Source organism: Acidimicrobiia bacterium (genome assembly GCA_040289475.1).
Classification (GTDB): Bacteria; Actinomycetota; Acidimicrobiia; order ATN3; family PSLF01; genus PSLF01.
The window spans coordinates 1,325-25,605 of sequence record PSLF01000009.1; the positions used below are offsets into that span (position 1 = coordinate 1,325).

24 protein-coding genes are annotated in these 24,281 nt (G+C 55.8%); 17 read left to right on the forward strand and 7 right to left on the reverse strand.

The genetic code is table 11. The features are described 5' to 3' along the window. Positions 1-66: 66 nt before the first annotated feature. The 3 genes from C4318_05920 to C4318_05930 all read right to left on the reverse strand — a co-directional run bounded on the left by C4318_05920 (position 67) and on the right by C4318_05930 (position 1,990). A complete protein-coding gene (locus tag C4318_05920) occupies positions 67-291 on the reverse strand; it encodes a twin-arginine translocase TatA/TatE family subunit (GenBank protein MER3454680.1) in 225 nt (74 codons plus the stop codon). Between the two features lie 74 nt (positions 292-365). Next, positions 366-1,346: a hypothetical protein gene (locus tag C4318_05925; protein MER3454681.1), complete on the reverse strand. Its 981-nt coding sequence runs from the start codon at positions 1,344-1,346 to the stop codon at positions 366-368. Beyond that, entirely contained in the window at positions 1,343-1,990 is a 648-nt protein-coding gene (locus C4318_05930) for a hypothetical protein (GenBank protein MER3454682.1), read from the reverse strand. The genes C4318_05925 and C4318_05930 overlap by 4 nt, the downstream gene beginning before the upstream one ends. A gap of 44 nt (positions 1,991-2,034) precedes the next feature. Here C4318_05930 and C4318_05935 point away from each other — a divergent pair, with 44 nt between their 5' ends. Further along, entirely contained in the window at positions 2,035-3,186 is a 1,152-nt protein-coding gene (locus C4318_05935) for a hypothetical protein (GenBank protein ID MER3454683.1), read from the forward strand. A gap of 20 nt (positions 3,187-3,206) precedes the next feature. On the opposite strand, the gene C4318_05940 is transcribed toward C4318_05935, so the two are convergent. Beyond that, on the reverse strand, positions 3,207-3,572 hold the full coding sequence (locus tag C4318_05940; GenBank protein MER3454684.1) for a transcriptional regulator: 366 nt from the start codon (positions 3,570-3,572) through the stop codon (positions 3,207-3,209). A 243-nt stretch (positions 3,573-3,815) separates the two neighbouring features. Here C4318_05940 and glmS point away from each other — a divergent pair, with 243 nt between their 5' ends. The 12 genes from glmS (at position 3,816) to C4318_06000 (ending at position 16,217) form a co-directional block, all read left to right on the forward strand. Next, positions 3,816-5,678 (forward strand): glutamine--fructose-6-phosphate transaminase (isomerizing), encoded by a 1,863-nt coding sequence (gene glmS, locus C4318_05945; protein MER3454685.1) that lies wholly within the window; start codon positions 3,816-3,818, stop codon positions 5,676-5,678. Positions 5,679-5,685: 7 nt separating this feature from the next. Next, positions 5,686-6,093, forward strand: a complete 408-nt coding sequence (locus C4318_05950) for a hypothetical protein (GenBank protein ID MER3454686.1) — start codon at positions 5,686-5,688, stop codon at positions 6,091-6,093. Next, positions 6,094-7,695, forward strand: coding sequence for a bifunctional ADP-dependent NAD(P)H-hydrate dehydratase/NAD(P)H-hydrate epimerase (locus C4318_05955; protein MER3454687.1), 1,602 nt, complete (start codon positions 6,094-6,096; stop codon positions 7,693-7,695). Between the two features lie 64 nt (positions 7,696-7,759). Continuing rightward, a complete protein-coding gene (gene alr / locus C4318_05960; GenBank protein MER3454688.1) occupies positions 7,760-8,953 on the forward strand; it encodes an alanine racemase in 1,194 nt (397 codons plus the stop codon). 8 nt (positions 8,954-8,961) lie between these two features. Then, positions 8,962-9,687 carry a uracil-DNA glycosylase gene (locus C4318_05965; GenBank protein MER3454689.1) on the forward strand — a complete coding sequence of 242 codons (726 nt, stop codon included), beginning with the start codon at positions 8,962-8,964 and terminating at the stop codon, positions 9,685-9,687. Between the two features lie 18 nt (positions 9,688-9,705). Next, entirely contained in the window at positions 9,706-10,236 is a 531-nt protein-coding gene (locus tag C4318_05970; protein MER3454690.1) for a tRNA (adenosine(37)-N6)-threonylcarbamoyltransferase complex ATPase subunit type 1 TsaE, read from the forward strand. Between the two features lie 4 nt (positions 10,237-10,240). Next, positions 10,241-11,068, forward strand: a complete 828-nt coding sequence (gene tsaB / locus C4318_05975) for a tRNA (adenosine(37)-N6)-threonylcarbamoyltransferase complex dimerization subunit type 1 TsaB (protein ID MER3454691.1) — start codon at positions 10,241-10,243, stop codon at positions 11,066-11,068. Positions 11,069-11,080: 12 nt separating this feature from the next. Continuing rightward, positions 11,081-11,665 (forward strand): ribosomal-protein-alanine N-acetyltransferase, encoded by a 585-nt coding sequence (gene rimI / locus C4318_05980; GenBank protein MER3454692.1) that lies wholly within the window; start codon positions 11,081-11,083, stop codon positions 11,663-11,665. A gap of 69 nt (positions 11,666-11,734) precedes the next feature. After that, complete coding sequence (gene tsaD, locus C4318_05985; GenBank protein MER3454693.1) at positions 11,735-12,775, forward strand: tRNA (adenosine(37)-N6)-threonylcarbamoyltransferase complex transferase subunit TsaD; 1,041 nt, start codon at positions 11,735-11,737, stop codon at positions 12,773-12,775. Positions 12,776-13,004: 229 nt separating this feature from the next. Further along, positions 13,005-13,292: a co-chaperone GroES gene (locus tag C4318_05990; GenBank protein MER3454694.1), complete on the forward strand. Its 288-nt coding sequence runs from the start codon at positions 13,005-13,007 to the stop codon at positions 13,290-13,292. Between the two features lie 133 nt (positions 13,293-13,425). Further along, positions 13,426-15,051, forward strand: a complete 1,626-nt coding sequence (groL, locus tag C4318_05995; GenBank protein MER3454695.1) for a chaperonin GroEL — start codon at positions 13,426-13,428, stop codon at positions 15,049-15,051. Positions 15,052-15,191: 140 nt separating this feature from the next. Continuing rightward, positions 15,192-16,217 (forward strand): hypothetical protein, encoded by a 1,026-nt coding sequence (locus C4318_06000; GenBank protein MER3454696.1) that lies wholly within the window; start codon positions 15,192-15,194, stop codon positions 16,215-16,217. Here C4318_06000 and C4318_06005 read toward each other — a convergent pair. Then, the gene (locus C4318_06005) at positions 16,201-16,893 is read right to left on the reverse strand and encodes a DUF554 domain-containing protein (GenBank protein MER3454697.1); all 693 of its coding nucleotides are present in this window, start codon (positions 16,891-16,893) and stop codon (positions 16,201-16,203) included. The two genes, C4318_06000 and C4318_06005, sit on opposite strands and share 17 nt — an antisense overlap. Positions 16,894-16,907: 14 nt before the next feature. Continuing rightward, positions 16,908-18,578, reverse strand: coding sequence for a methionine--tRNA ligase (locus C4318_06010; protein MER3454698.1), 1,671 nt, complete (start codon positions 18,576-18,578; stop codon positions 16,908-16,910). A 255-nt stretch (positions 18,579-18,833) separates the two neighbouring features. On the opposite strand from C4318_06010, the gene C4318_06015 reads away from it, so the two are divergent. Both C4318_06015 and C4318_06020 read left to right on the forward strand, forming a co-directional pair. Continuing rightward, entirely contained in the window at positions 18,834-19,991 is a 1,158-nt protein-coding gene (locus tag C4318_06015) for a GuaB3 family IMP dehydrogenase-related protein (protein MER3454699.1), read from the forward strand. A gap of 74 nt (positions 19,992-20,065) precedes the next feature. Next, positions 20,066-20,635, forward strand: a complete 570-nt coding sequence (locus tag C4318_06020; protein ID MER3454700.1) for a hypothetical protein — start codon at positions 20,066-20,068, stop codon at positions 20,633-20,635. Here the strand turns inward: C4318_06020 and C4318_06025 are convergent. After that, a complete protein-coding gene (locus C4318_06025) occupies positions 20,632-22,107 on the reverse strand; it encodes a nicotinate phosphoribosyltransferase (GenBank protein MER3454701.1) in 1,476 nt (491 codons plus the stop codon). The genes C4318_06020 and C4318_06025 overlap by 4 nt on opposite strands. 24 nt (positions 22,108-22,131) lie before the next feature. Between C4318_06025 and C4318_06030 the strand changes: the two genes are divergently transcribed. Further along, the gene (locus tag C4318_06030) at positions 22,132-23,760 is read left to right on the forward strand and encodes a GMP synthase (glutamine-hydrolyzing) (protein ID MER3454702.1); all 1,629 of its coding nucleotides are present in this window, start codon (positions 22,132-22,134) and stop codon (positions 23,758-23,760) included. Then, positions 23,738-24,229, forward strand: a complete 492-nt coding sequence (locus C4318_06035) for a hypothetical protein (protein MER3454703.1) — start codon at positions 23,738-23,740, stop codon at positions 24,227-24,229. The genes C4318_06030 and C4318_06035 overlap by 23 nt, the downstream gene beginning before the upstream one ends. Positions 24,230-24,281 lie beyond the last annotated feature (52 nt).

The following is a 24,281-nucleotide window of genomic DNA, read 5'->3' on the forward strand; positions in this document are numbered from 1 at the left end:
CTTTCCAGATTCTTTTGCATAGGCGCTTAGCCAATTCGGAGCAGTGAAAAGATCGCTATATTTCGGCTACTTGTGATCTGTATCCTTCTCTGGATCTGCAGCTGGTTTGGTATTAGAGGTTTCGGTAGACGGGTTTTGCGAGGACTGCTTACTTCCTTCAGCTACTGCCTGGTCGAACTCTTTTTTAGCAAGGCCTATGGACCGCGCAAGCTGAGGGAGTTTGTTGGCACCGAATAAGAGAAGTAGAATTATCAATATTATCAACAGCTCGGGCATGCCCACAGATCCCATGTTTCCCTTCCTTTAGCGCTTGGCTCGCGCGAGCGACACTAGTTGGCTTCTCGCTGCATCATATCACAAGGGAATCATGACCTCCCCAAGCCCGCTGCTTCAATGAACTCCTCTGCTACTCCCAATTTCCAAAACGAAAACGGGACGGGACCGAATCCGCAGACGATTTCGGAGGCGCCTGCTCTATGGTACAAGTCAATCCGGTCGGTAAGTTGTGCTGTTGTGCAGATGAGGCGGCTGGTTTTCGCTTCTTCATAAAGGGTTTCAGGGCTTTCGGGAGATCTCAGCTTGAACTCTTCCATCATCTCGAAAAACCTGGTACGCAAAAGCTTCTCGTTCTTAGCGACGAGGCACGTGAGTCCTACGGAAACATAGGGAACTTCGAGGCCATGATCATGCGTTCTGCTGCGTCCAGCTCGGTCCCGCAGCTCGCGTAACAAGGCGACCTTGGCTGAAAGCGACCGGGGGCTGATGGCCCAAGAGACGTTCCATCCGTCTGCATACAAAGCAGCAATCTCGAGAAGTTTGGGTCCTCCTTTCCCGCCGACTATTGTCGTGACAGGGTACTGGGACCTTATAAAGCGAGAGACAAGCTCGGTTGTGGTTTTGAGTCGAGCGAGTCGTTGTGATGCTGAGCCGAAGGGAACCCCTGCCGCCTCGAAGTCTGGCGGATACCATCCCGCCCCTAAGCCCAACCAGAATCGCCTGCCGGATCCGGAGGCGATCGTCTCTGCCGACCTGGCTAGAACTGCGGGCGGCCTCAAAACAGAACAGGCAACCAGAACGCCAAGATCGACCTTGTTCGTTGCTTGGGACAGGGCTCCTAGGGTTGCTGTGTACTCAAAGCTCGAGTAGCGATCTCTCGTGCCTCCGTACTTGGAGAGGTCCAAATACACGTGGTCGCTCATCCATAAAGAAGCAAATCCGACATCCTCGGCCCAGCGAGCTACTTCCAAAAGGCCCGTCCAAGAGGGGGCGGAACCGAGTGTACCTCCTGACCGGTGTGGTAGGGAGTAAGCATAGTGGGGAAGAGCCAGTCCGAACCTGATGCTCAGCTCAGTGCCTCCAGGCCCTTTACGAGTACTCCAACGCCCTCAGCCGGGATCACAAATGTCTGTGAGTTTTTCCAACTCTGGTACGTCTTGCAGTGAGCACGGGGAGCGTCTGTCACAATAGCCATAGTCGCGCACCCCGCCTCTCCCATCTCCTGGATAAGTCTCTCGAAAGTACGGTTCGCAGGCACCCGAGAATGTCCGTCCCACTCCAACACCGTAAGAAATACCGACTGACCTCGATGCTCAATCACGACACCTGAGCGGTATCGGCGTGTTCTAAATTGCGTGGGTGGAATGGCGCGGACTATATCTTCAAGACTTTGCACTCGCTGCTCTGACGGAGCGGCATCGGTAACGGCATGAGCTGCGGCCTCGACGAGTTCTAAAAGCGAGGACAATCGAGGGCAGGCCGAGCCGGACATTTGCAAATCACTATTCACTGACTGGGATTGAGAAGCAGAACTTTGCCTGTCTGTCACTACTGACTCGGCCAAACTGGCTTTGTCGATCCGTGTCGTGTTTCTTGCGATTTTGGACCGGGCTGCAGGGTGGTCGGCTCTCGACCTGTGAAGCTCGCGCTGGCGGCGGCCTGCGACATAAAGAAGTATTAGATACAGCAGGCCGATCGCGACCACTGCAAGCACGAATTCAGCGATCAGAGAAATCCTCCTAGGAGTAGCTTGTCGTTATGACTTTCGCATACCAACACATCGGCTTTGGCTTCTCTGCAGCGGATCGAGTTTGGCTGGAGGTCGTTCCAAATCTTTCTACTAACTCAGCCGCTTTTGTCGATTCTGTCCGCGCTGATCTGGAGAGGAGCCTAGCTGCCGGCGTATACGGTGGTAAAGGCTTCCGGAATTCGGGACAAATAGGCAATGTTGTTGCCGTATTGGATGTGCATTTCGACCCAGACCACCAGCGCAGCGTGTGGAGTATAGCTGGGAACCCACCCGGGATCGTTTTCGCTGTGCTCCAGCTCGCTGCTTTGGCATTAGATCGTATCGACCTTCGAAACCACAGTGGCGTGCATCCGCGCATGGGAGCTGTGGACGTGGTCCCCGTAGTTCCGTTACGAATAGCCGCCTTACACGACCAGGATTTGGGGCCGAGTCATACGCCAGATAGCCCTGAAACGCGGGTATCCCAATCGGCCAGAGAAGACCGTACTACGACAGATCTCGAGGGAATGTGGGCTCTGTGGGCGGCCAGAGAAATTGCCCAGCGTCTCTGGGTCGACTTTGGCATCCCCTCGTACTTTTACGGGGCTGCCGCTACCTGTTCTGCCAGAGAATCCCTACCAAGGATCAGAAAGCCTTTCGAAAGGCTCGAAGAGGAGATTGGCAGAGGATGGCTTCCAGACGTGGGCGATCCTATAGCGCACCCTCGATGGGGCGCTTCGGCTGTGGGCGTACGTTCTCCGCTTGTAGCCTTCAACGTAACCCTCGCAACCTGTGCGCTAGATCCCGCTAAGCGGATTGCCGTCCAGATTCGGCGCATGCGGGACGAGGGCGAGCTGGAAGGAGTAATGGCTATGGCGTTTCCGCTTCCCAGCCGTGGGCGGGTTCAGGTGTCGATGAACCTCACCCTACCCGGAAAAGCAGGGGTCGAGGCGGCTTTCTCGGCGGTGCTTTCATTAGCGGATCGGGAAGGAGTGGACGTAGAGGGCGCCGAGGTCGTCGGCTTGGTCCCCCGGGCCGCACTCGAAGGACATAGTCAGAAGCTTCTGGAACTCTGTCCAGATCTCTTTGAGCACGTCCTTGAGGATCGGATCCTTCAGTGTGGTCTGCAGGTGGCTGATTCTGCGAGCTCAACCAAGCCTCTCCTCACCTTCCAGATTTAGCCCGTACGAGTCGTTTTGGGCTAGACAGCTTTCTTTCCAAGAGATTCCTTTTTGAGGTCCCCCCGTTTTTCATGAGTGCCTTCGCGCTGTCGCCTCTGTTGCGCTCTAAGCTTTCGGATCTTGCGGCGCTCCCTCTCGGACATCCCGCCCCAAATACCGAATTTTTCTGCGTTCGCTAGGGCGTATTCCAAGCACTCCGTACGGACGACACAGCGGCTACAAACTGCCTTCGCTTCTCGTGTGGAGGCTCCCCTTTCGGGGAAAAAGAGGTCTGGGTCGACTCCCATGCAAGCTGCGTACGCCTGCCATGAAAGGTCTTCGTCGCCCACGACAGCCTGTTCGGGCACTATCTGGAACAGAATCGAAGATTGAGTTGCATTCGTCATGTGCCCGGCTCCAAACGCATCGACCCCACAACGGTGTAATTACGATGTTGTAATTCTACGGATTCCACTTGAAATTGCAACCCCTCGGGCATCATTTATCTGGAGAGCGCTCTTGACGTCTGTGCCGCTCTTGCTCCGCTTTCCTGCAAATGCAGTAAATGGAGCGCAAGTCCATGGGGATAAACGTTCCGCTCTGCAATACTCGTCTTGTCCGAAAACGTCGGCTTGGAGGGGTCCGGCTCAGTGTGCGGAATCATTGGATATAGCGGTGCCCAAGACGCGATACCAGTTCTCCTTGACGGACTCGAGCGGTTGGAGTACCGCGGCTACGACTCTGCAGGTATTGCCTGCTTAGACTCAGGCTCGATCTGGAGGCTCCGAAAGGCTGGCAAGGTAGCGGAGCTGGTCGCCGAGGTCTTGGCGCATCTCAAAGTACCGGGTAATTCAAGCGATTCGGAGGGCGGAGAGTTAGCTGCAGGTATCGCGCATACCCGCTGGGCCACACATGGTGCACCCAACGAACGAAACGCCCACCCACACCTCGACTGCACCGGAAGGGTGGCGGTAATTCACAACGGAATCATTGACAACCACCAACAACTTCGAGCTTCGCTCACGAACGCTGGCCACCGGCTGGACTCTGACACCGACAGCGAGCTCCTGGCGCACGTCATCGAGGACTCTTTGCGCTCGGGAGCGGGATTAGTGCGGGCGGCTCTCGATGTACTGGAAAAAACCGATGGAGCGGTGGCGATGGCGGCGATATCTGCGGACTATCCCGGCAAGGTCGTGCTCGCTCGGCGCGACTCCCCGCTTCTTGTCGGGGTTGGCGACGCCTTCTGCGTCGCAGCGTCTGACATTTCGGCTTTGTTGCCTTATACCAGGAGTGTGGTAGTGCTCGAAAATAACCAAGTCGCTCTAATCGAGGGGGATTCGTTGGAGGTGTTTGGATTGGATGGTAAATCGAAGGAGCTCGCAGTGAAGGAGATCACGTGGGAGGCTGCTAGTCCGGAGAAGGGTGGTTACGAAGACTTCATGCTCAAAGAGATCTACGAGCAGCCCGGTGCTATCGCCAACACGTTGATGGGTCGACTTAGGGGATCGAGGGTGCTCCTGGATGAGTTGAAGATCGAGACTTCGGATGTCGCCAATATTTCCAAGGTGTGCGCAGTGGCCTGTGGCACCAGCTACCATGCTGCACTGGTGATGAAATACGCCACTGAGCAGTGGGCTCGCCTCCCCGTAGAGGTCGACTTGTCATCCGAGTTCAGATATAGAGAACCGGTCATCGATCCGGATGCGCTAGTAGTTGCAATTTCCCAGTCGGGGGAGACTGCAGACACCCTCGCGGCGCTTCGATACGCGAGGTCTGAGGGGGTAAAGACTGTAGCGATCTGCAACGTAGCCGAGTCCTCGATGGCTAGAGAGTCGGACGCAGTTCTTTATACGCGAGCGGGTCCTGAAGTTGGGGTGGCCGCAACTAAGACTTTCACATGCCAGCTTACAGTTGGAGCCCTCCTTGGTTTGTATTTCGCGCAATCGAAAGGTCGGCTCGACGACGAAATTACAGGGCTCGTATCGGAGATGCGAAGGATCCCATCCGCGATCGAAGCAAACTTGGAACGGTGGGACAAAGAAACGAGATCACTCGCAGAGAAGCTAGCTGACCGAAGGGACATATTCTTCTTAGGACGCGGGCCGGGATATCCGGTTGCTTTAGAGGCGGCGTTGAAGCTGAAGGAGACTTCATACCTAAGAGCTGAGGGATACGCTGCGGGCGAAATGAAGCACGGACCCATTGCTCTCATCGAGCCGGGAGTTGTCGTCTTCGTTGTGGCCACAAGCTCAAAGACTCAAGAAAAGGTCGTTTCAAATTTGGAAGAAATTCGCGCTAGGGGAGCCACGACGGTTGTCGTATGGGATTCATCTTGCTCTGGGACTCCCCCGGAGTCCGACTATGTGATTGAGGTTCCCAGAGTTCCCGAGCTCCTGAGTCCTATCGTGAATATCGTGCCATTGCAGTTCTTTGCTTACCACGTCGCAAAGGCTAGGGGTCTTGATGTTGACAAGCCTCGTAACCTTGCCAAAACGGTGACCGTAGAGTGACGTTTGAATGGACATTGTGTGTGAGGAAGTTATCGGAGTTGGCGTGGACCTCGTTTCGGTTTCGAGGATGCAGTCGGCTATATCCAGGCACCCGCGCATTCTCGACCGCCTGTTCAGCGATGCAGAGCGAGAGTATTGCTCACGAGCAAAACCTCCTTGGGAGAGGTGGGCGGCGAGGTTCGCCGCCAAGGAAGCTGTTATAAAGGCATTGGGCGCCAGCCCTGGTCGTATGCCGTGGAGAATGATTTCTATCGAGGGTGGAGAAGGCCGCCCGTACATCAGGCTTCTGGGCAAGGCGGCAAACTACGCACGCAGCGTTGGCTGCGATCGCATTGAGATTTCCCTTACCCACCATGAGGGAATGGCGGTTGCCGTGGCTGTCGCTATTCGTGGCGTAAAGATCCGTACGGACTAGATGCTCCCGATCGTTCTTCCCGCCCGGATGCAGGAGGCCGATCGGCGGGCCATAGAGAGTGGCACGCCATCGGCTGTGCTGATGGAAAGGGCTGGTCACGCTGTGGCTGTGACAGTCGCGCGCATGCTAGGCGGGGTTTATGGCAGGCGTGTCCTGGTGCTAGCTGGAAAAGGTAATAACGGGGGCGACGGGCTTGTCGCTGCTAGGAAGCTGCACAGAATGGGCGCCTCTGTGAGAATTGCGCTAGCCCAGTCGCCGAGAGAGCTAGGGGGGGACCCGCTTGCTATGTACGAAAAGCTCGTACCTTTGGGAGTTCCTGTCGGAACTCCGGATTCGGCGGTGATAGAGCAAGCCGCTCGCTCCTCGGACATTGTTGTCGATGCGCTATTTGGAACCGGATTCAAGGGTGTCGCTGGGGGCATTGTAGGATCGTGGATTTCAGCTATCGACAATTCCGAAACCCCGGTTGTCTCTGTCGACATTCCGAGCGGTCTCGATGGAGCCGATGGCAGCGTTAGGGGCCCTGTAATTAGGGCAGATATTACGGTGGCTTTGGCCGCACTCAAATGCGGTCACGTGCTGGGCAAGGGTCCGGAGTACTGCGGAGCGATCGAAGTGGCGGATATCGGAATCCCCGTGGATCCTGATGAGGCATCGGCTTTCTTGACAGAGCCCGAAGACGTTGCGGAAATGCTTCCTACGAGGTCATTCGATGCGCACAAGTGGAGTGCTGGATCGGTACTGGTTGTAGGGGGAAGCAGTGGCATGTCCGGTGCCGCGGTCCTAGCTGCGAAAGCAGCACTCTTAGCTGGTGCGGGGATCGTCACACTAGCGGTGCCGGAGTCAGTCCAGCCTCAGATTGCAGCTGAACACCCTGAGTTACTCACTAGGCCCCTCCCCGAGTCGCCCGACGGCTTCCTTAGCGAGAACGCATTTCCGGATGTAGCTGAGCTCGCAGCCAGATACAGGGTGATGGTTGTGGGGCCTGGGATGGGGCGCGAGGCTAGCACAGGGAGGCTGGTACGACTCATTCTCAGCGAGCTTCCCAATCCAGTTGTTCTAGATGCAGACGCACTTAATTTGCTAGGCCCCGACGCTGTCAATGAAATTGGCTGTCGGCAGGCTCCGGTCGTTATTACTCCGCACCCTGCTGAGATGGGAAGGATGCTGGGGGTGGAGGCCTCGAGGGTCGACGCTGAACGGATCTCGATTAGCTCAGAAGTGGCGTCGAAGTGGGGATGCGTCGTGTTGCTGAAAGGTCCGAGAACTGTTATTTCCGGTCCCGAGGGTGTTCCAGTGGTCAATGCGACCGGAGGACCCGAGCTTGCGACGGCGGGAACCGGAGACGTTCTGGCTGGTGTAGTGGCGGCTTTTATCGCAGCAGGAGCCTCGCCTTTGGCCGCGGCGATCTCTGGTGCTTACGTCCATGGGGTGGCGGGCAGGATTGCCGGCGAGGAAAGTCGAGGGCGAGGGGTAACGGCGCCAAAGGTGATCGAGTGTGTGGCCTCTGCGATAGGTGCCGTTTTATCCGTCCGATCGGGAACGTTCGTTTCGAAGCCCCCAAATCCGTTTCGCCATTCACAGACGAGTCGACCCGTCTAGCTGAGTATCGAGCGCCTAGTGTTATGGATTAGCCACAAAAAGTTTGGATGGGCGAAGCACAGCGATGATCTCAGTGACAAGAAGAAGCGCAGGAGCGGCGAGGTCTTGGGCCGTGGTAGATCTTGACGCCGTTACTCACAACTTTAGGGAGCTTGAGCGGCTGGTGGGGGTGCCGGTAATTGGAGTCATCAAAGCTGACGCGTACGGGCATGGGGCGATCCAGGTTGCCGAGGCATTGATACGTGCAGGTGCCAGCATGCTGGCTGTTGTGTGTATCGAGGAAGCCCTCGAGCTGAGGCTTGCAGGCATTGATGTGCCTCTTCTAGTCCTTAGCGAGCCGGCGGCGAGGGGCAAGGCGTTAGAAGAAGAGATAGCAGAGGGACTGGGGGCAGACGTTCACTTCGGCGTGTATTCGTCCGCATTCGTCGAGGCGCTCATCAGCGTTTCCGAGAGACTAAGTCGATTGGCCTCGGTGCACATAAAAGTCGACACCGGCATGCACCGACTTGGAGCCAATCCCTCGGAAGCGTTGGGTCTATTGAGGGCAGCATCAGATAGCCCATGGATAGAGGTCCGCGGCCTATGGACACATATGGCAGTAGCCGACGATCCTACCGACGACTTCACACATGAACAGCTCCGTAGGTTTAGACAGTTTCTCCAGGAGGCTAGAGTTGCCTTAGGGCGTGGACAAAGTTGGTCGTCAGTCAAGGTTCATGCTGCCAATTCCGCAGCGGCGGTTGCGTTTCCGGAATCCCGCTTCGATGCGGTGCGCGCCGGAATCTGCTTGTATGGCGAGCGGCCGAGCCCCGGCTTTCCGTTTCCAGATGAGCTGAGACTACGCCCCGTTCTCCGCTGGGAGTCTACGGTCGCTTTGATCAAGGAGGTACCTCGCGGATCCCGACCTAGCTACGGACGGACGCGCGCTGTGGAAGGGACCGGCCTCGCTGTGATTCCGGTAGGATACGCCGATGGCTACATGAGGGCGCTATCGAACAAGGCCGACATTCTAATTCGCGGGAAGCGTCACAGAATCGCAGGAACAGTGACGATGGACCATGTCATTGTAGAGTGCGCAGGGGGAAGCGATTCTAGGAGCCAAGTACGTCCTGGGGACGTTGCCGTTTTGATTGGCCGACAAGGCGAGGAAGAGATAACGGTTACAGAGCTAGCTCAGAAAGCGGGGACGATACCGTACGAAGTGTTTACACGCATTGGAAACCGAGTGCGACGGTTGTACGAGAGAGAAGAGCAATAGGGGTAACGATGCCTGGTTGCGGGACCCCCTCAGGAGGAGATGCTTCGATCGGGCATACCGAGAGTGGCGCTTCAAATCTAGAGTCTCTGGAAAAGCTCGCCCGGATTTGCACCAGATGCAGACTCGCAGAATCTAGGACCAACGTCGTTTTCGGCCAAGGAAAAGCCGATGCCGATCTGATGATCATTGGCGAGGCACCTGGCTACCACGAAGATCAACAGGGATTACCCTTCGTTGGTGCTGCTGGCCGTTTGTTGACCACCCTCTTGGAAGAAGTGGGGATTGCCCGCTCGTCAGTGTACATAGCCAACGTATTGAAGTGCCGGCCTCCTAACAATCGCGACCCACTCGACGACGAGGTCGAAGCATGCAAGGGTTACCTATTTCGCCAATTGGAACTTGTTTCTCCTATCGTGATTGTCACCTTAGGCAATTTCGCCACAAAAGTTATCCTCGCGCGCACTGCCGGGATATCGCGGTTGAGAGGCCAAGTTTTCCCGTACAGAAATAACTCCGTCGTAATACCTACCTATCATCCAGCCGCCCTTCTCAGAGGAAGCTCACCGTCTCGTTTAGCCGATGCACGCTCCGACATGCGCTTGATCGCAAAGACTTTGGACGAAAGGCGACGCATGCAGTACGAGCGGCCTAAAAAGGAGGCATTTGAATGGGTAGAAAAAGGGACTCCGGCACGAGTGGGAGCACAAAGCGCATCCCAGCTCGAGCTGTTTTGAAGCTGCGGCCGGTCGACTATCTTTTTTCGTACCGACACAGGTAGGTCTGCGAAGTTGCAGACTTTGTGCCGCCTCAATAGCAGCGGGGCCGAAGAAACCGAGGCTTTGGGCGAAGCTCTCTCGCATCACTTGCGCGAGGGAGATCTGGTCGTCTTGAGAGGCCCGTTAGGGTCCGGAAAGACAACCTTGGTGCGAGGAATCGCACGGGGCCTCGGCTGCCCCGCCGTCTCCAGTCCGACATTTGTTCTCGTGATGGAGTACAGAGGTCGTAAAACCCTCCGCCACGCCGACTTCTTTAGGCTGGAGTCATCTGTAGAAGTCGAAGATCTCGGATTGGAAGAGATCATGGGACCAGAGGCCATAACTGTTGTCGAGTGGCCTGAGCCGCTTATGCCTTTTGCCGAAGCAGGATATTTACAAATCTTGCTCGATTTTGGTTGTGCACCATCCGAGAGGTGTATCGAGGTCGCCACGGAAGGGGAAGCGTTTCGAAGCCGTTCTCATCGCATTGCCCAGGCTTTGGCTAACACTTTTCAGAAGGCGGTCTAGGGCTATGTTGGTTTTAGGGATCTCGTCGTCGACAGCCAAACACTCGGTTGCGGTCTGTGAGGACAACAAGGTTCTAGGCGAGATTTTTGTCGGGACTCCCTTTCGGCACGCCGAGTACCTGCCCAAGGCACTTTCGGAGGTTTTGCTTTATGCCGAGAGAAAAGCTGCCGAGGTCGATGTTGTCGGCGTGGATATCGGGCCGGGGCTTTACACAGGGTTGCGAGCAGGGGTCGCTGTGGCCAAAGCGGTTTGCCTCGCTCTCGACAAGCCGGTTGTCCCCGTTCCTTCGCTTTGGGCGTTGGCTTACGCAGGATCGAGGGCAGTTGGGGAGAAGTTGATCGCAGTGGTCGACGCGAGACGGAAGGAGCTGTTTTGGCAGGTCTGTCCTCCCTCCGTAGACGAGCTCGCAGACGCTCTCGCTGCTTACGTTTCCGATTGGGGAGCGTCGACGTCAGAGGAAGAGATCGGGCTTAGACTGGGAAAAGAGGAAGATTTGCTAGCCGAGCTCTCTGAGCTCGGTCCAACGGCGCACCAATACGCGCTGTTAGGTGAGGGGGCTGTGGTGTTTAGAGGCCGAGCTCTCGCTACAGCTTCGAAGGCTGGACGCAAAGACCTTTTATCGTTTTTAGAAGCACTGCGAATCATCGAGGTGTTCAAATATCCAACTGCGTCTGGCGTGGCCGAGTGTGCATCGCTACTGGCTAATGTGGAGCCAAGCCTTCTCTTGGCACCCGAGAATGTAGGTGCAATCTACATGCGGGGCCCTGATGCCAACCGACCCGCCGAGCGACGGGCCGAGGCTTTGGTCCCCTCCAAGATTTTCTTCGAGTAACGGGTTTTGTTTATGGCGACTTCACTTAGAGACAGTTCAAACATTTCACTTCCTGTCGAAGTCGTGCCAATGAGGCGCAAGCACCTTCAGGAAGTGCTCTCCATAGAGCAGCGGGTGTATCCGACGCCTTGGTCTTTAGCCCTGTTTCTTTCGGAGCTTTCCCTTTCCGCCAGTCGTGCTTACTTTGTCGCCAAGTCCGGACGGCGGGTGATTGGCTATGCAGGAGTGGTGATGGCTGGGAGCGACGCCCATGTGACAACGGTCGCCGTCGATCCCCAATTCCAAGGACGAAGGGTCGGGACAATGCTTATGCTAGCTGTGGTCGAAGAGGCGATAGCTAGGGGGGCCATATCTCTTACCTTAGAAGTCCGTTCCACAAACGTTATTGCTCAGGCGCTTTACAAGAAGTTCGGCTTCGTGTCGGTGGGGCTACGTAAGAACTATTACATAGAAACTGGCGAGGATGCCCTGATCATGTGGGCAAGAGGTATCGACACGGCCTCTTACAGGGCATTGCTCGAATCGATAAAGACGAGCCTTTTTCGGGAGGGGATCTTGTGCACCGCCCCAGTGATAGGCTCTTCAGCTCCTTCTTGATGCGAGGATTACGCGCCTGTGGAGTCCTTGCATATTCCCCAGTATGTCGACTAGGTACCTGAGGTAGCGGTGAGGACGCCTTTGGTACTCGGTTTAGAGACTTCCTGCGACGAAACAGGAGTTGGAGTGGCGCGAGGGCACACTGTTCTGCTTTCTAACGTCCTGGCCTCTCAGGAACGTCTCCACCGAGATTTCGGCGGAGTTGTCCCGGAAATAGCCGCACGAGCGCACCTGGAACACCTGGTACCTGTTGTCCACAGGGCCCTAGAGGACGCAGGAGTGGAGCTAAGAGAGATAGACGCGGTAGCAGTTACTGCAGGACCCGGGCTTGCTGGCGCACTCGTGGTGGGGGTCGCTGCCGCAAAGGCATTGGCAGTAGCTCTCGAAAAGCCCGTCGTGGCAGTCAACCATCTCGAAGGCCATATTTTCTCTGTCTTTCTTGAGTATCCCGAGTTCTCACCTCCGGCTGTTGCGCTCATAGTGTCCGGGGGACACACTCTTCTGATCCACATCGAAGAGATGGGAAAGTACCGGATTTTGGGGGCCACTGTGGACGACGCGGTCGGTGAGGCTTTTGACAAAGTCGCTCGGTTGCTCGGCTTTGGATTTCCGGGAGGTCCGCTGATAGACAGGGCTTCGAAGGAAGGGGATCCACAACGATTGCGCCTACCCCGGCCGATGCGTGGCGAGGGGTTCGACTTTTCCATGGCTGGACTCAAAACAGCTGTAATAAACGCCTTGCAAGAGCTGCATGATCGGGGAGCTCGAATTCGGCGCCACGATGTGGCCGCTGCGTTTCAAGAGGCGGCTGTAGATGTAATGGTGGAGAAAACTGTCGCCGCAGCAAGGGAGGAGGCTGCTGAAAGAGTCTTGGTGTGCGGCGGAGTGGCAGCCAATTCCCGATTGAGAGACAGAATGGAAAAAGTGTGCAAGGCCGAAGGGATCGAGCTGTTCGTCCCCTCGCCCAAGCTCTGCACGGACAACGGTGCGATGATAGCTGCTGCCGGAGCGTTCCGCCTCGAGGTTGACGGTCCGTCGCCCTTGGACTTTCGAGCAGATTCCGGACTACTGTGGCCTTTCGAAGCGCTTGTTGCGCCAACCGACTGCTGACAGTTCAATTTCCGCCCGATAGGAGAAAAGGCCTCGACATTGACAGCGGCGATGGGATAGCAATAATATCCGAATTAGCACTCGATCATGTTGAGTGCTAACGAGCACGGTGTTCGCCTGACAGCCAGCTCTGGGCAGCCAGAGAATACAAGGTGGTTGAGGGGCGAGCGCCGAGCTGTGTTGTACAAGCATCTGTATAAGTCAGTCTTGAATTTAGGGAGGGAAGGAGATGAACCTGAAGCCACTTGAGGACCGAGTAGTCGTCAGACCGAAGGAGGCCGAAGAGACCACGACTTCTGGATTGGTTATTCCCGACACCGCTAAGGAGCGTCCTCAAGAAGGAGAGGTGCTCGCAGTTGGGCCGGGTGCCTACCAGGATGGGCAGCGAATCCCCATGGATGTGAAGGTCGGTGACACCGTCATCTATTCAAAGTACGGGGGCACCGAGATAAAGGTAGACGACGAAGAGCTTCTGATCTTGAGCTCGCGGGATATCCTCGCGATCGTTGAAAAATAGCTAAAAAGAAATCCGATAGATAGCCCAACGTTGGCTTCCTGCGTCAATCGCACACCCGGGGTGGGGGAGTTTTGCCTTTGTCATAGGCGCAGGTACGCAGGAGTCGCATCTGTCTTCTTGAAGGAGTAAAGACATGGCCAAGATGCTCAAGTTTGACGAAGACGCCCGACGCTCCCTTGAAGCGGGTGTTAACAAGCTTGCGGATGCTGTCAGGGTAACGCTCGGCCCGCGGGGCAGAAATGTCGTTCTCGACAAGAAGTGGGGGGCTCCTACCATCACCAACGACGGCGTGACCATAGCCCGCGACGTCGAGTTAGAGGACCCTTGGGAGAATATGGGGGCCCAGCTAGCCAAGGAGGTAGCGACAAAGACGAACGATGTTGCCGGCGACGGTACTACCACAGCTACCGTCTTGGCTCAGGCAATGGTTAGAGAGGGGATGCGCAACGTGGCTGCCGGTGCGAATCCGTTGGCTCTCAAGCGTGGCATCGAGCGTGCAGTGGAGGCAGCCGTAAAGGCGCTGGCGGAAATGGCCACAGAGGTTGACTCCACCTCGAAAATCGCCCAGGTTGCGACAATCTCCGCTAATAACGACGCAGAAATTGGAGAAAAGATTGCCGAGGCGATGGAAAAGGTCGGCCGCGACGGGGTTATCACAGTCGAAGAGTCGAACACGTTCGGCCTCGAGACCGAATATGTCGAGGGAATGCAGTTCGACAAGGGATACATCTCCCCGTATTTCGTCACCGACGCTGAGCGAATGGAGGCCGTACTAGAGGATCCATACATACTCATCGCGAATCAGAAACTCGCTGCTATTCACGAGCTGCTTCCAATCATGGAAAAGGTCATGCAAGCAGGCAGACCCCTATTGGTGATCGCTGAAGACGTCGAGGGCGAAGCTCTGGCCACGCTCGTGGTGAACAAAATTCGAGGGACCTTCAATTCGTGTGCTGTCAAGGCACCGGGCTTCGGAGAGCGTCGGAAAGCAATGCTTCAGGACATAGCGATCCTGACAGGGGGGCAGGTTGTCTCAGAGGAAATCGGATTGAAACTCGAGAATCTCTCCTTAGAGATGCTTGGGCGAGCCCGCAAAGTTACGGTGACTAAAGACTCTACTACGATCGTAGAGGGCGCCGGCTCGAGGTCGGATGTCGAGGCCAGGATCGCCCAGATTCGCCAGGAGATCGAGAAAACCGATTCCGATTGGGATCGCGAGAAGCTCCAAGAGCGCCTAGCAAAGCTGGCTGGAGGTGTTGCGGTTATAAAGGTGGGAGCTGCCACAGAGGTCGAGCTTAAAGAAAAGAAGCATCGGGTCGAAGACGCTCTCTCGGCGACGAAAGCAGCTGTAGAGGAAGGGATTGTGCCTGGAGGTGGCGTAGCTCTTCTGCGTGTGCAGTCTGCGATAGACGCTTTGGATCTGGAGGGCGATCTCAAGACAGGGGCTCGAATCGTTCGCGTCGCTCTAGAGGAGCCGCTGCGCCAGATCGCGAACAACGCAGGCCAAGAGGGATCAGTTGTGGTTCAACGAGTAAAAGAGTTAGAGGGTTCGAAGGGCTACGACGCAGCTAAGGGCGAGTACACTGATCTCATCGAGGCTGGGGTTATCGATCCAGCAAAAGTAACTCGATCTGCTCTACAAAACGCGGCTTCTATTGCAGCACTGGTACTAACGACCGAGGCGCTAGTTGCTGAGAAGCCCGAGGAGGAAAAGGCCCAAAGTCACGCCGGTCCGGCTAGTGGCATGGGCATGATGTAGCCGTTTTTTGAAGTTGCAACGGGGGCTCGCGCGCAAAAGACGCGCGGGCCCTTGGTGTTTTTAAAAGAGCCCGGATCCTCATCGCACCTCTGCGCAGAGGGCCTGCGCACGAAAATTTTCTCAATTTTTCCTAAAGAGAGATGGGTCTGAATCCGACACCCATTACAGACAGCACCCCGAAAATCCTGTCTCGGACCGTGGAAGGCCAGCCCGCTGGGGAGGCTGGCCTTCTTGTTTTGGACCTTCTCTTTCTTTTTGCCTGCATGTGGCGCGTGGCACCTACCTTCTGCATTCCTCGAAATGGATCCCCACAAGTTTCGGGTGTTAGACGACCCATCCAAGAAGCTTCCCCAGATGAATGCATTCGGAGAGCTGGATTTACCCCCCGTGGTAGCCTAGTCTTTCAGGCAGTGCTCGGCTCGCTTTTCGCCGATGGAGGCATCGAAGATGGCAGAAATATCAAGGAGTGGTTACCTAACTTGAAAGCAGCGCGCAGAGCTGATTACCTCAGTAACCTCAGCACGCATCCGATTCTTGATTCAGAAACTTTTTTTTCCAAAGTAGCGCAGGCTACGCTCGATGTATCCGAAGATCTAGATTCCGACCGGGAGCTAGAAGAGCTCTCTGAAGCAAGGTCCGCGAACTTCCGCACTGCCTCGGTGCTCGTTCCCCTCTTCGGCGGTGACAAGGGACCGGGTGTGCTGCTTGTGAAGCGCTCCGACAAAGTGAGCCTACACAAAGGGGAGATATGCTTTCCGGGAGGCAGCTTGGAGGAGTCCGACAGCGGTGCTCTGGAAGCTGCGCTAAGAGAAACTCAAGAAGAGATCGGTCTGAGCAGAGAGAACATAGAAATCCTTGGCCGCTTACCCGCCGGGTTAACTGCTGTCACCTCGTACCTAGTGATTCCGTTTGTCGGAGTAATCCCTTTCGAACCGGACAAGGTCACACCGCAGCCGTCGGAAGTTGCCGACGTTATGTGGGTTTCGATCTCGGAGTTGGTACGAGATGGATCTTATCGAACGGAGCCGAGGCGACTCCATGGGATAGAGAAAGCCATGCACTTTTTCGATCTTGCAAACGGTGAAACAGTTTGGGGATTGACTGCAAGGATTCTTCACGAACTGTTGGTGAGGGCAGGGGTTTTCTCGCTTAACTCACGGCGGTGACCACCGCCACGATGAGAGGTGTAGTAATTAGTGCTGGGAGGTAGTCAGCCACCGGCAAGTCCTCGACCTTCGATAGCTTCATCCCAATGCTTATAACTATCAAACCGCCTGCGGCTGTCATCTCTGAGACGAGCCGTTCTGAGAGTAGGGGAGCTACGAGTCCTGCTGCCAAAGTTAGTCCCCCCTGGAAGACCAAAATCACGGCTGCCGATAAGTAAACACCTGCGCCAAGCGCGGCAGCAAAGGCCATGGAGGCGAACCCATCCATGGCGGCCTTCACGATCAGCAGCTCCGGATGCGCGTTGGCACCGTCCTGAATGGCCCCAAGCAGTGTCATAGGTCCAACGCAGAAAACCAGAGACGGAAGAACAACTGCGTCGTGGAGTCGGGATCTCGAGAGAGTCATCTGGTCCTTGGATCGAGAAACCAGAGATTCCAGTCTGTCATCGAGTCGTAGGCACGACCCCACAACCACTCCACTGAGTAGGCCTCCTAACATGATCAAAACGTTGCTGGTCTGCATAGCCTGACGGATTCCCAATGCGATGGTGAAGACGCCCAGAGCTTTTGGAATGACCTCTTTTACGTGTCGGGGAAGCGCCCTCCGGGCGAGGACCCCAACAGTTGTGCCAGTGAGGACAGTTGAGACGTTGACGGCGGTCCCTAGGCCTCGCACATCCACGCACCGTTCTAGCCTGAGACCGTCCCGATGCGGTCATTTTCCTCCTGGACGAGGGAGTCTTCTACTTTTCTGAAAAGAGGCTCCACTCCTACCAGAGGGGTCCCCCCTTCGATGCGCCCTGCCCGCCACCCCTCTGGCTTCTCCGGTGCGCCGTAGAACCCAGCAAGTTTTTCCGAGGAGAACGGCAGGAAGGGCCAGAACAACACGCGTAATGACTCGACAACTTGAACTGCTGTCCAAACAACGGTGGCTGCCTCTTGGCGACTGGTCTTGATGAGTTCCCAAGGCACACGGCGGTTTAGGTATCCGTTGGCAGTCTGGGCTAGCGAAAGAGCCTCTTTGAGTGCGTTTCTGAATCGACAGCCGGCGAGCTCGGCACCAACTCTATCGAATGTGGTATTACAAGTTTGCAAGAGCGCATGTTCTTCTTCCCCCAGCTCTCCGGGATGCGGAACACGTCCCTCGAAGTTTGAGCGCGCGAAGCTGAGCACGCGGTGAACAAAGTTGCCGTAGGTGGCGACCAGCTCGGTGTTGACACGGGTTTGGTACTTTTCCCAGCTGAAATCAGAGTCTTGAGTCTCTGGCATTTCCGCGCACAAGACGAAGCGAAGAGGATCGGGAGGATGGCGCTGCAAGTAGTCCGGGAGCCATACAGCCCAATTCCTCCCTCTGGAAAACTGCTCGCCTTTGAAGTTCAAGTACTCGTTGGCTGGAACGTCGTAAGGGAGAGCTAGCCCCTCGTAGCCCATGAGCATTGCCGGCCAAATTATGGTGTGAAAAGGGATGTTGTCCTTTCCTATGAAGTAATACGGCTTGACTTCTTCGCCGGCGTCCCAGAAGCGGTGCCATGCTTCTGCATCTCCGGTTCGTTGTGCCCATTCGACAGAAGCCGATAAGTATCCACAGACGGCTTCGAACCACACATAGATTCTTTTGTCTTGGTACCCTTCTAGTGGAATTGGCACTCCCCAGAGAATGTCTCTAGTAATAGGGCGTGGCTTGAGGCCTTCTTCTAGCATCCCCAAGGTGAAGTTGCGAACGTTTGGTTTCCAGTGCGCCTGCGCCGACACCCACTCTTTTAAGGGCTTTTCGAACTTGTCGAGTGCCAAGAAGAAATGTGCGGATTCTCTGACCACCGGGCTGGAGCCACATATTCTGCACTTTGGATGGATGAGTTCAAGAGCGTCTAGTGGCTTGCCGCAGTTATCGCACTGATCACCCCTGGCGCGTTCAAAACCACAGTTGGGACAGAGCCCTTCGACGTAGCGATCGGGTAAGAACCGACGGTCTTCTTCGCAAAACAGGTGCGGGGTGGTGTCCTCGAAAATGTATCCCTTCTTGTAAAGGGTCAAAAACATGTCCTGGGCTATCCGCCGATGGTTATCGGTCCCAGTCCGCGTGTACAAATCCCATGAGACCCCAAGTTTTTCCCAGCATTCCAAGAGGACCGCGTGGTAGCGATTGGCTATGTCTTCAGGCGACACTCCCTCTTGGTCGGCCCTTACCGTTATCGGCGTTCCGTGTTCGTCGGATCCCGAAACCATAAGGACCTCGTTTCCTGCCAGCCGGTGGTACCTAGCGAAAATGTCGGCAGGAAGATACACTCCGGCCACATGTCCGAGGTGTGGCCAACCTGATACGTAAGGCCATGCGACTCCAATGAATATTCTCTCGGGCACCTTTCCTCCGAAGGCTGTTATTAGCTATCGGCATAGAACACGCTCGATAGTACCGCCGGGTCGCTGCCTGCGACACAGCCTTAGGTCATTAAGTACGGGACATAGAGTATGGGACATTAGGCTAGCGGTGATAGAACGCTTGCTTACTTAGAGCTGCCATTCCGACAATGGTGTCCTTCTGCGCTATGCTCTGTGATTAGCTGGTGTGAGAATATGGGCGCGGTAGTGCGAGGCGGACTATCAGGTAGGTGAGACGTGGAGATCGAAGTAGGCATAGGTAAATCGGCCAGACGGGCTTACGGGCTAGACGAGATCGCTATTGTACCGAGCCGGAGAACTAGAGATCCCGACGACGTAAGCATTGTTTGGGAGATCGACGCGTTCCGATTTGAGCTTCCTCTAATAGCAGCTGCGATGGATGGTGTCGTTAGCCCAACTACGGCCGTGGAGATCGGAAGGCTGGGCGGACTGGCCTGCCTGAATCTGGAAGGTCTGTGGACGCGCTATGAAGATCCCGAGCCATATCTAGACGAGATTGCCTCTCTTCCAGCCGAGCAAGCCACACGGCGAATGCAAGAGATCTACCAGGAGCCCGTAAAAGAGGAACTCATCTACAAACGCATACAAGAGATCAAGGGCGCCGGCGTGGTGGCGTGCGGATCCCTCACTCCGCAAAGAGTGCGACAATTCTTGGACGCTGTTCTTCAGGCAGAGCTCGACATCTTGGTCATCCAGGGAACCGTAGTGTCAGCAGAGCATGTATCGACCAAAACTGAGCCGCTCAACCTGAAGCGACTCATCCGTGAGCTCGACCTTCCGGTAATAGTAGGCGGGTGCGCGTCTTACACCACGGCGCTCCACCTGATGCGGACTGGTGCTGTGGGGGTGCTCGTCGGAGTCGGACCCGGCCACGCATGCACGACCAGAGGGGTCCTAGGTGTGGGGGTGCCCCAGGCCACAGCAATTGCGGACGCCGCTGGCGCCAGAATGCGCCATCTTGACGAGACTGGCCGCTACGTGCACGTGATAGCGGACGGTGGGATGCGGACGGGCGGGGATATCGCCAAGGCGATCGCGTGTGGGGCAGATGCTGTCATGTTGGGCTCACCGTTAGCAGCAGCGCAAGAGGCGCCAGGGCGGGGTTTCCACTGGGGGATGGCCACTTTCCATCCGACCCTTCCCAGAGGGACTCGTATTCGAGTGGGGCAGAGGGCGCCTCTGCAAGAAATCTTGATAGGTCCCGCTCACGAGAACGATGGGACGCTCAATTTGTTTGGTGCGCTTCGAATGTCAATGGCAACGTGCGGCTACCAGAACATAAAAGAGTTTCAGAAGGCGGAGATTATGGTCGCGCCTTCCCTACACACCGAGGGCAAAAGCATTCAAAAGGCCCAGGGTGTGGGCATGGGTTGAGCGCCCGGTTGCGTTAATAACGGCCTGCTCCATTCGTCTATTTGTTGACCCAAAGATAGAGACCGAAAGGAGCTGTGGCTCACGGAGTTTGGTCCGTCGAGTCGGAGATCAAAGTGATCTATAGGGCCGTGAAGCCTCCGATCCGCTTCTATGTGGGAGTCGGTGGGACGGCACAGCTCGTTGTGCTTGGCGCGACTCGACTGGGGCCCGTGGCGAAGCGGCCGGGAGTCGCTAGTGCCGCAGCGACAGCAGTGGCATTTATGGCATTTTTCTTAGCTGGGTTGGTCGCCCAGAGAGGTTCAAGGGGACCTGCCAGAGTAGTGTGGGCTCTCTTCGGGAGTTTCTGGGCGGGGTTTGGGTTTTGGGTGGTGTCGGTTCCCTTTTCTCTAACAGCGCCCCTCCCTGTCAATTCGGCGTCATTTCCGCTTCCGGCCTTTGTTTATCCGTTTCCCTTTACGTATCACGACTTCGATGTTTCCAGAGATCTTGCTGCGGTACTGTTCATGTCTGCGCTTTCTGGCCTCACCTCCGGAGGATTGGGACTGATGGCTGAAGCTTTGGGCAGTGCGTCGGTTGGTCGCGCGAGTTCCTATGAGACTGGAAACGACACAAGCGCAAACGAAGATGTGTCGGAGTTGGGCTAAATTGCGGGAAGCGGCTCGATGAGCGAAGGATGGATGCGAACCTCGTAGCTTATATGGCCTGACCTTACCTCCTCTGGGAGTCGCTCGAGCTGTGATAGGCAGAGGGATCTTGCAGAATCGATATCTACGTCTGTCGTAGTTTTTCCGTCCGCCATGACGTCCGTGAGGAGGGGTTGAAAGGTTAGGACCTCCTCGTTCATACCGCTGTCGCTAAATTTTTCCCACTCGGACGCGCTCGTTATCCCGAGTAAATCAGAAGGGGTGCCGCGATCGTCATCAACAGCGAAACGGGCAGGCACCAATATATCGTATGCGAAGGTGTCATCGGGTTTTAGCGCTCGATACACCTGCTTGGGGCCCGGAAAGGTGGCTTTTTGAGGGGAAAGCTTTACAACGTCCCTGTCTGCATAACGAACCAGTTTGTAGACGATGTCGAGGTTTGGAGCATCGGATGATGTGGATAGCTCCGTACCGACTCCGAATGCGTCTACGGGGATACCTCCCTCTACAACCTCCGCGATCTTATGATCGGAGATATTTCCGCTGGCGAAAATCTGCATCCAGTTGCACCCTGCTTCGTCGAGTATTTGCCGAACTTTGATTGCGTACTCGGCCAAGTTCCCCGAATCGATCCTTACTCCCCTAAGCCTTACTCCTTGCGCTTCGAACTCCTTGGCTACTTTGGCCGCTTTCCGAGCCCCTTCCAATGTCTGGAAGGTATCTATGAGGAGAATGCTCCGCTCTCCAAATCGCTGTGCAAAGGCTCTGAACGCCTCCGTTTCGTCGCCGAAAGCTTGTACGAACGAGTGAGCCATCGTGCCTGCGGGGGGTATACCGTACAAGGCGGCCGCCTCAAGGTTTGATGTGGCCTGAAACCCGGCAATGTATGCGGCTCTTGCAGTTGTCGCTGCACTCTCTGGGCTGTGGGCTCTTCTGGCCCCGAAGTCCACTAAAGCCCTACCACGGGCCGCGATGTAGCAGAGGGCAGCTTTAGAGGCCACAAGAGTTGCGTGCTGGATTTTGTTTATTACGAGAGTCTCTACTATCTGGGCAATAGGGAGTGGAGCAGTGACCTCCAATACAGGCTCTTGAGCGAAGGCAACAGACCCCTCGGCCATCGCTCTCACGGAGCCGGTGAACGAGAAATCACCCAAGAACTCGAGGAACTCGGACCTGTACAAGCCCAGGCTTTTTAGGTACTCGATGTCGGATCCACAGAATCGGAGAGTTTCGAGCGACTGAAGAAGTTCTTTCAGACCACAAAAAACAATAAAGGGTCTGCTCGGGGGCAGACGGCGGCAGAATAAGCTGAACACCGCTGGCTCAAACATGTTGAGATCGAAGTAGACCGAAGCCATGTTGATCTCGTAGAGGTCTGTAAAAAGTGCCGAAGTTGTCCGGTATGGGTGGGGAGAATTCACTCTCGATCCGCCGCTCATGGTTAGCTCTGTACTGTAGCCAGCATTGGACATCTAATTTTGCGATAGAAGGTCGAGATGCGCCGGCGTGATTGTGTTTTGGTAGTCGATTTCGGTGCGCAGTACGCGCAGTTGATAGCAAGGCGCATTCGCGACGCCAAGGTCTACTCTGAGATCGTAGCGCCTTCGGATCTAAAACGGCGTATTGCGGCTGGGGGAGTAATAGGCCTAGTACTTTCCGGTGGCCCCAAGTCAGTGTACGCCAACGACGCTCCCCGTATCGACCTCACTGAACTGGTAGGCGGTGTGCCAATGCTGGGGATTTGTTACGGCGCACAACTTATCGCAGACCAACTGGGAGGCGAGGTTCGGCGGACCGGAGTCGCAGAGTTCGGCAGAACCATGCTGAGATCCGTTTCTGGCTCTGTTCTCTTGGGAGAACTTCCCGAAGAGAACATCGTCTGGATGAGTCACAACGATGTGATCACGGCTCCTCCTGGCAACGCGGTGGTCACCGGATCCACGGACGCGAGTCCGGTCGCCGCATTCGAGGATCTTCGAAACGAGGTATACGGTGTGCAGTTTCATCCCGAGGTAGTACACACCGAACGAGGAGACGAGATTCTCAAGCGCTTTCTCTTCGAAGTTTGTGGTGCTAGCCCTTCTTACACGACGGTGTCCGTAATAGATGCTGCTGTCGAGGAAATCAGGGCGAGAGTGGGAGACGAGCGAGTTCTGTGTGGACTGTCAGGAGGTGTTGACTCCGCGGTTGCCGCAGCCCTAGTACACAAGGCGGTGGGAGACAAGTTGGTGTGCGTGTTTGTGGACCACGGGCTGCTACGCAAAGGCGAGGCAGAAGCTGTGGTGCGAACGTTTCGAGAACGAATGGGGATGAATTTGGTCGAGGTGAAGGCTGCAGACAGGTTTTTACAGCGTTTAAAAGGCGTGACGGATCCCGAGGAAAAGAGAAAGGCGATAGGCGAAACTTTCATTCGCGTATTTGAGGAGGTAGCACGCGGAGGTCTCGGTCCAGACAGTGCCCAGCCTCGTTTAAGAGTTTCTCACGAGAGAGAACCAGCTAGTCAACAAGCATCGCTTAGTAAAGGAGAGCTAAAAGAAGTCCCGCGGTTTTTAGTGCAGGGCACTCTCTATCCCGACATAGTCGAGTCGGGGACTTCACAGTCAGCCACGATAAAGAGCCATCACAACGTGGGCGGCCTTCCCGAGACAATGGACTTTGAACTGATCGAGCCATTGAGAAATTTGTTCAAAGACGAAGTGCGGCGAATAGGCGAGGAGCTCGGTCTCTCTGAGGAGATCGTTTGGCGGCAACCTTTTCCGGGACCCGGTCTTGCCGTGAGAATCATTGGTGAGGTGTCGCCCGAGCGTCTCGAGATCTTGAGAGAGGCCGACGCCATCGTCCTTGAGGAGATCAAGCGGGCTGGCCTATATAAGGAGCTGTGGCAGAGCTTTGCCGTTCTCCCTGCCATCAAAAGCGTGGGGGTCATGGGAGACGAGCGGACCTATGCATATCCAGTGATCGTTAGGGCGGTCAAGAGTGAGGATGCAATGACCGCCGACTGGGCGCGCCTTCCTTACGAGGTTCTAGAGCGAATCGCGACCCGCATAATCAACGAAGTCGAGGGAGTGAACCGGGTCGCTTACGACATCAGTTCCAAGCCTCCTGCGACTATCGAGTGGGAGTAAGGCTGTGGACCCGAAAACTGAACTCACGCGCTATGTGGTGTTTCAGATCGGAAACGATAGGTATGCGTGCCCGCTGGAGAACGTGGCCGAGATCAGTCGCATACCAGCTGTCACGCCTGTCCCGCGCACCGATGACTTTGTTGTGGGAGTCGCCAACTTGCGTGGAAACATCGTGACGATACTGGATCTCAAGCCTTTGTTGGGCATTCCCGAAGATGAAGACAAGCCACTCTCGCAGTACAGGATGCTGATAGTAGCGCACGATAACCTAACGGCAGCTATAGTCGTCGACCGTGTCGAGGGAGTTGTCACGATGGCCGTGTCCGATCTGGAGCCCCCCCTTCCCGGTGTTCCCGAGCAAATAAGACCGTGGATCTTGGGGCAATTCAGGCATGGGGACTCCCTTGCGGGCGCCATCGACCCCGCAATTATCGCTGGCTTGCGAGAATTGTTGGAGAAACCAGTCTGAGGGTGGAGGAACAGGCTGAGTTGACTCGGTGTCCTGTCCGAAGGGTCCGCTT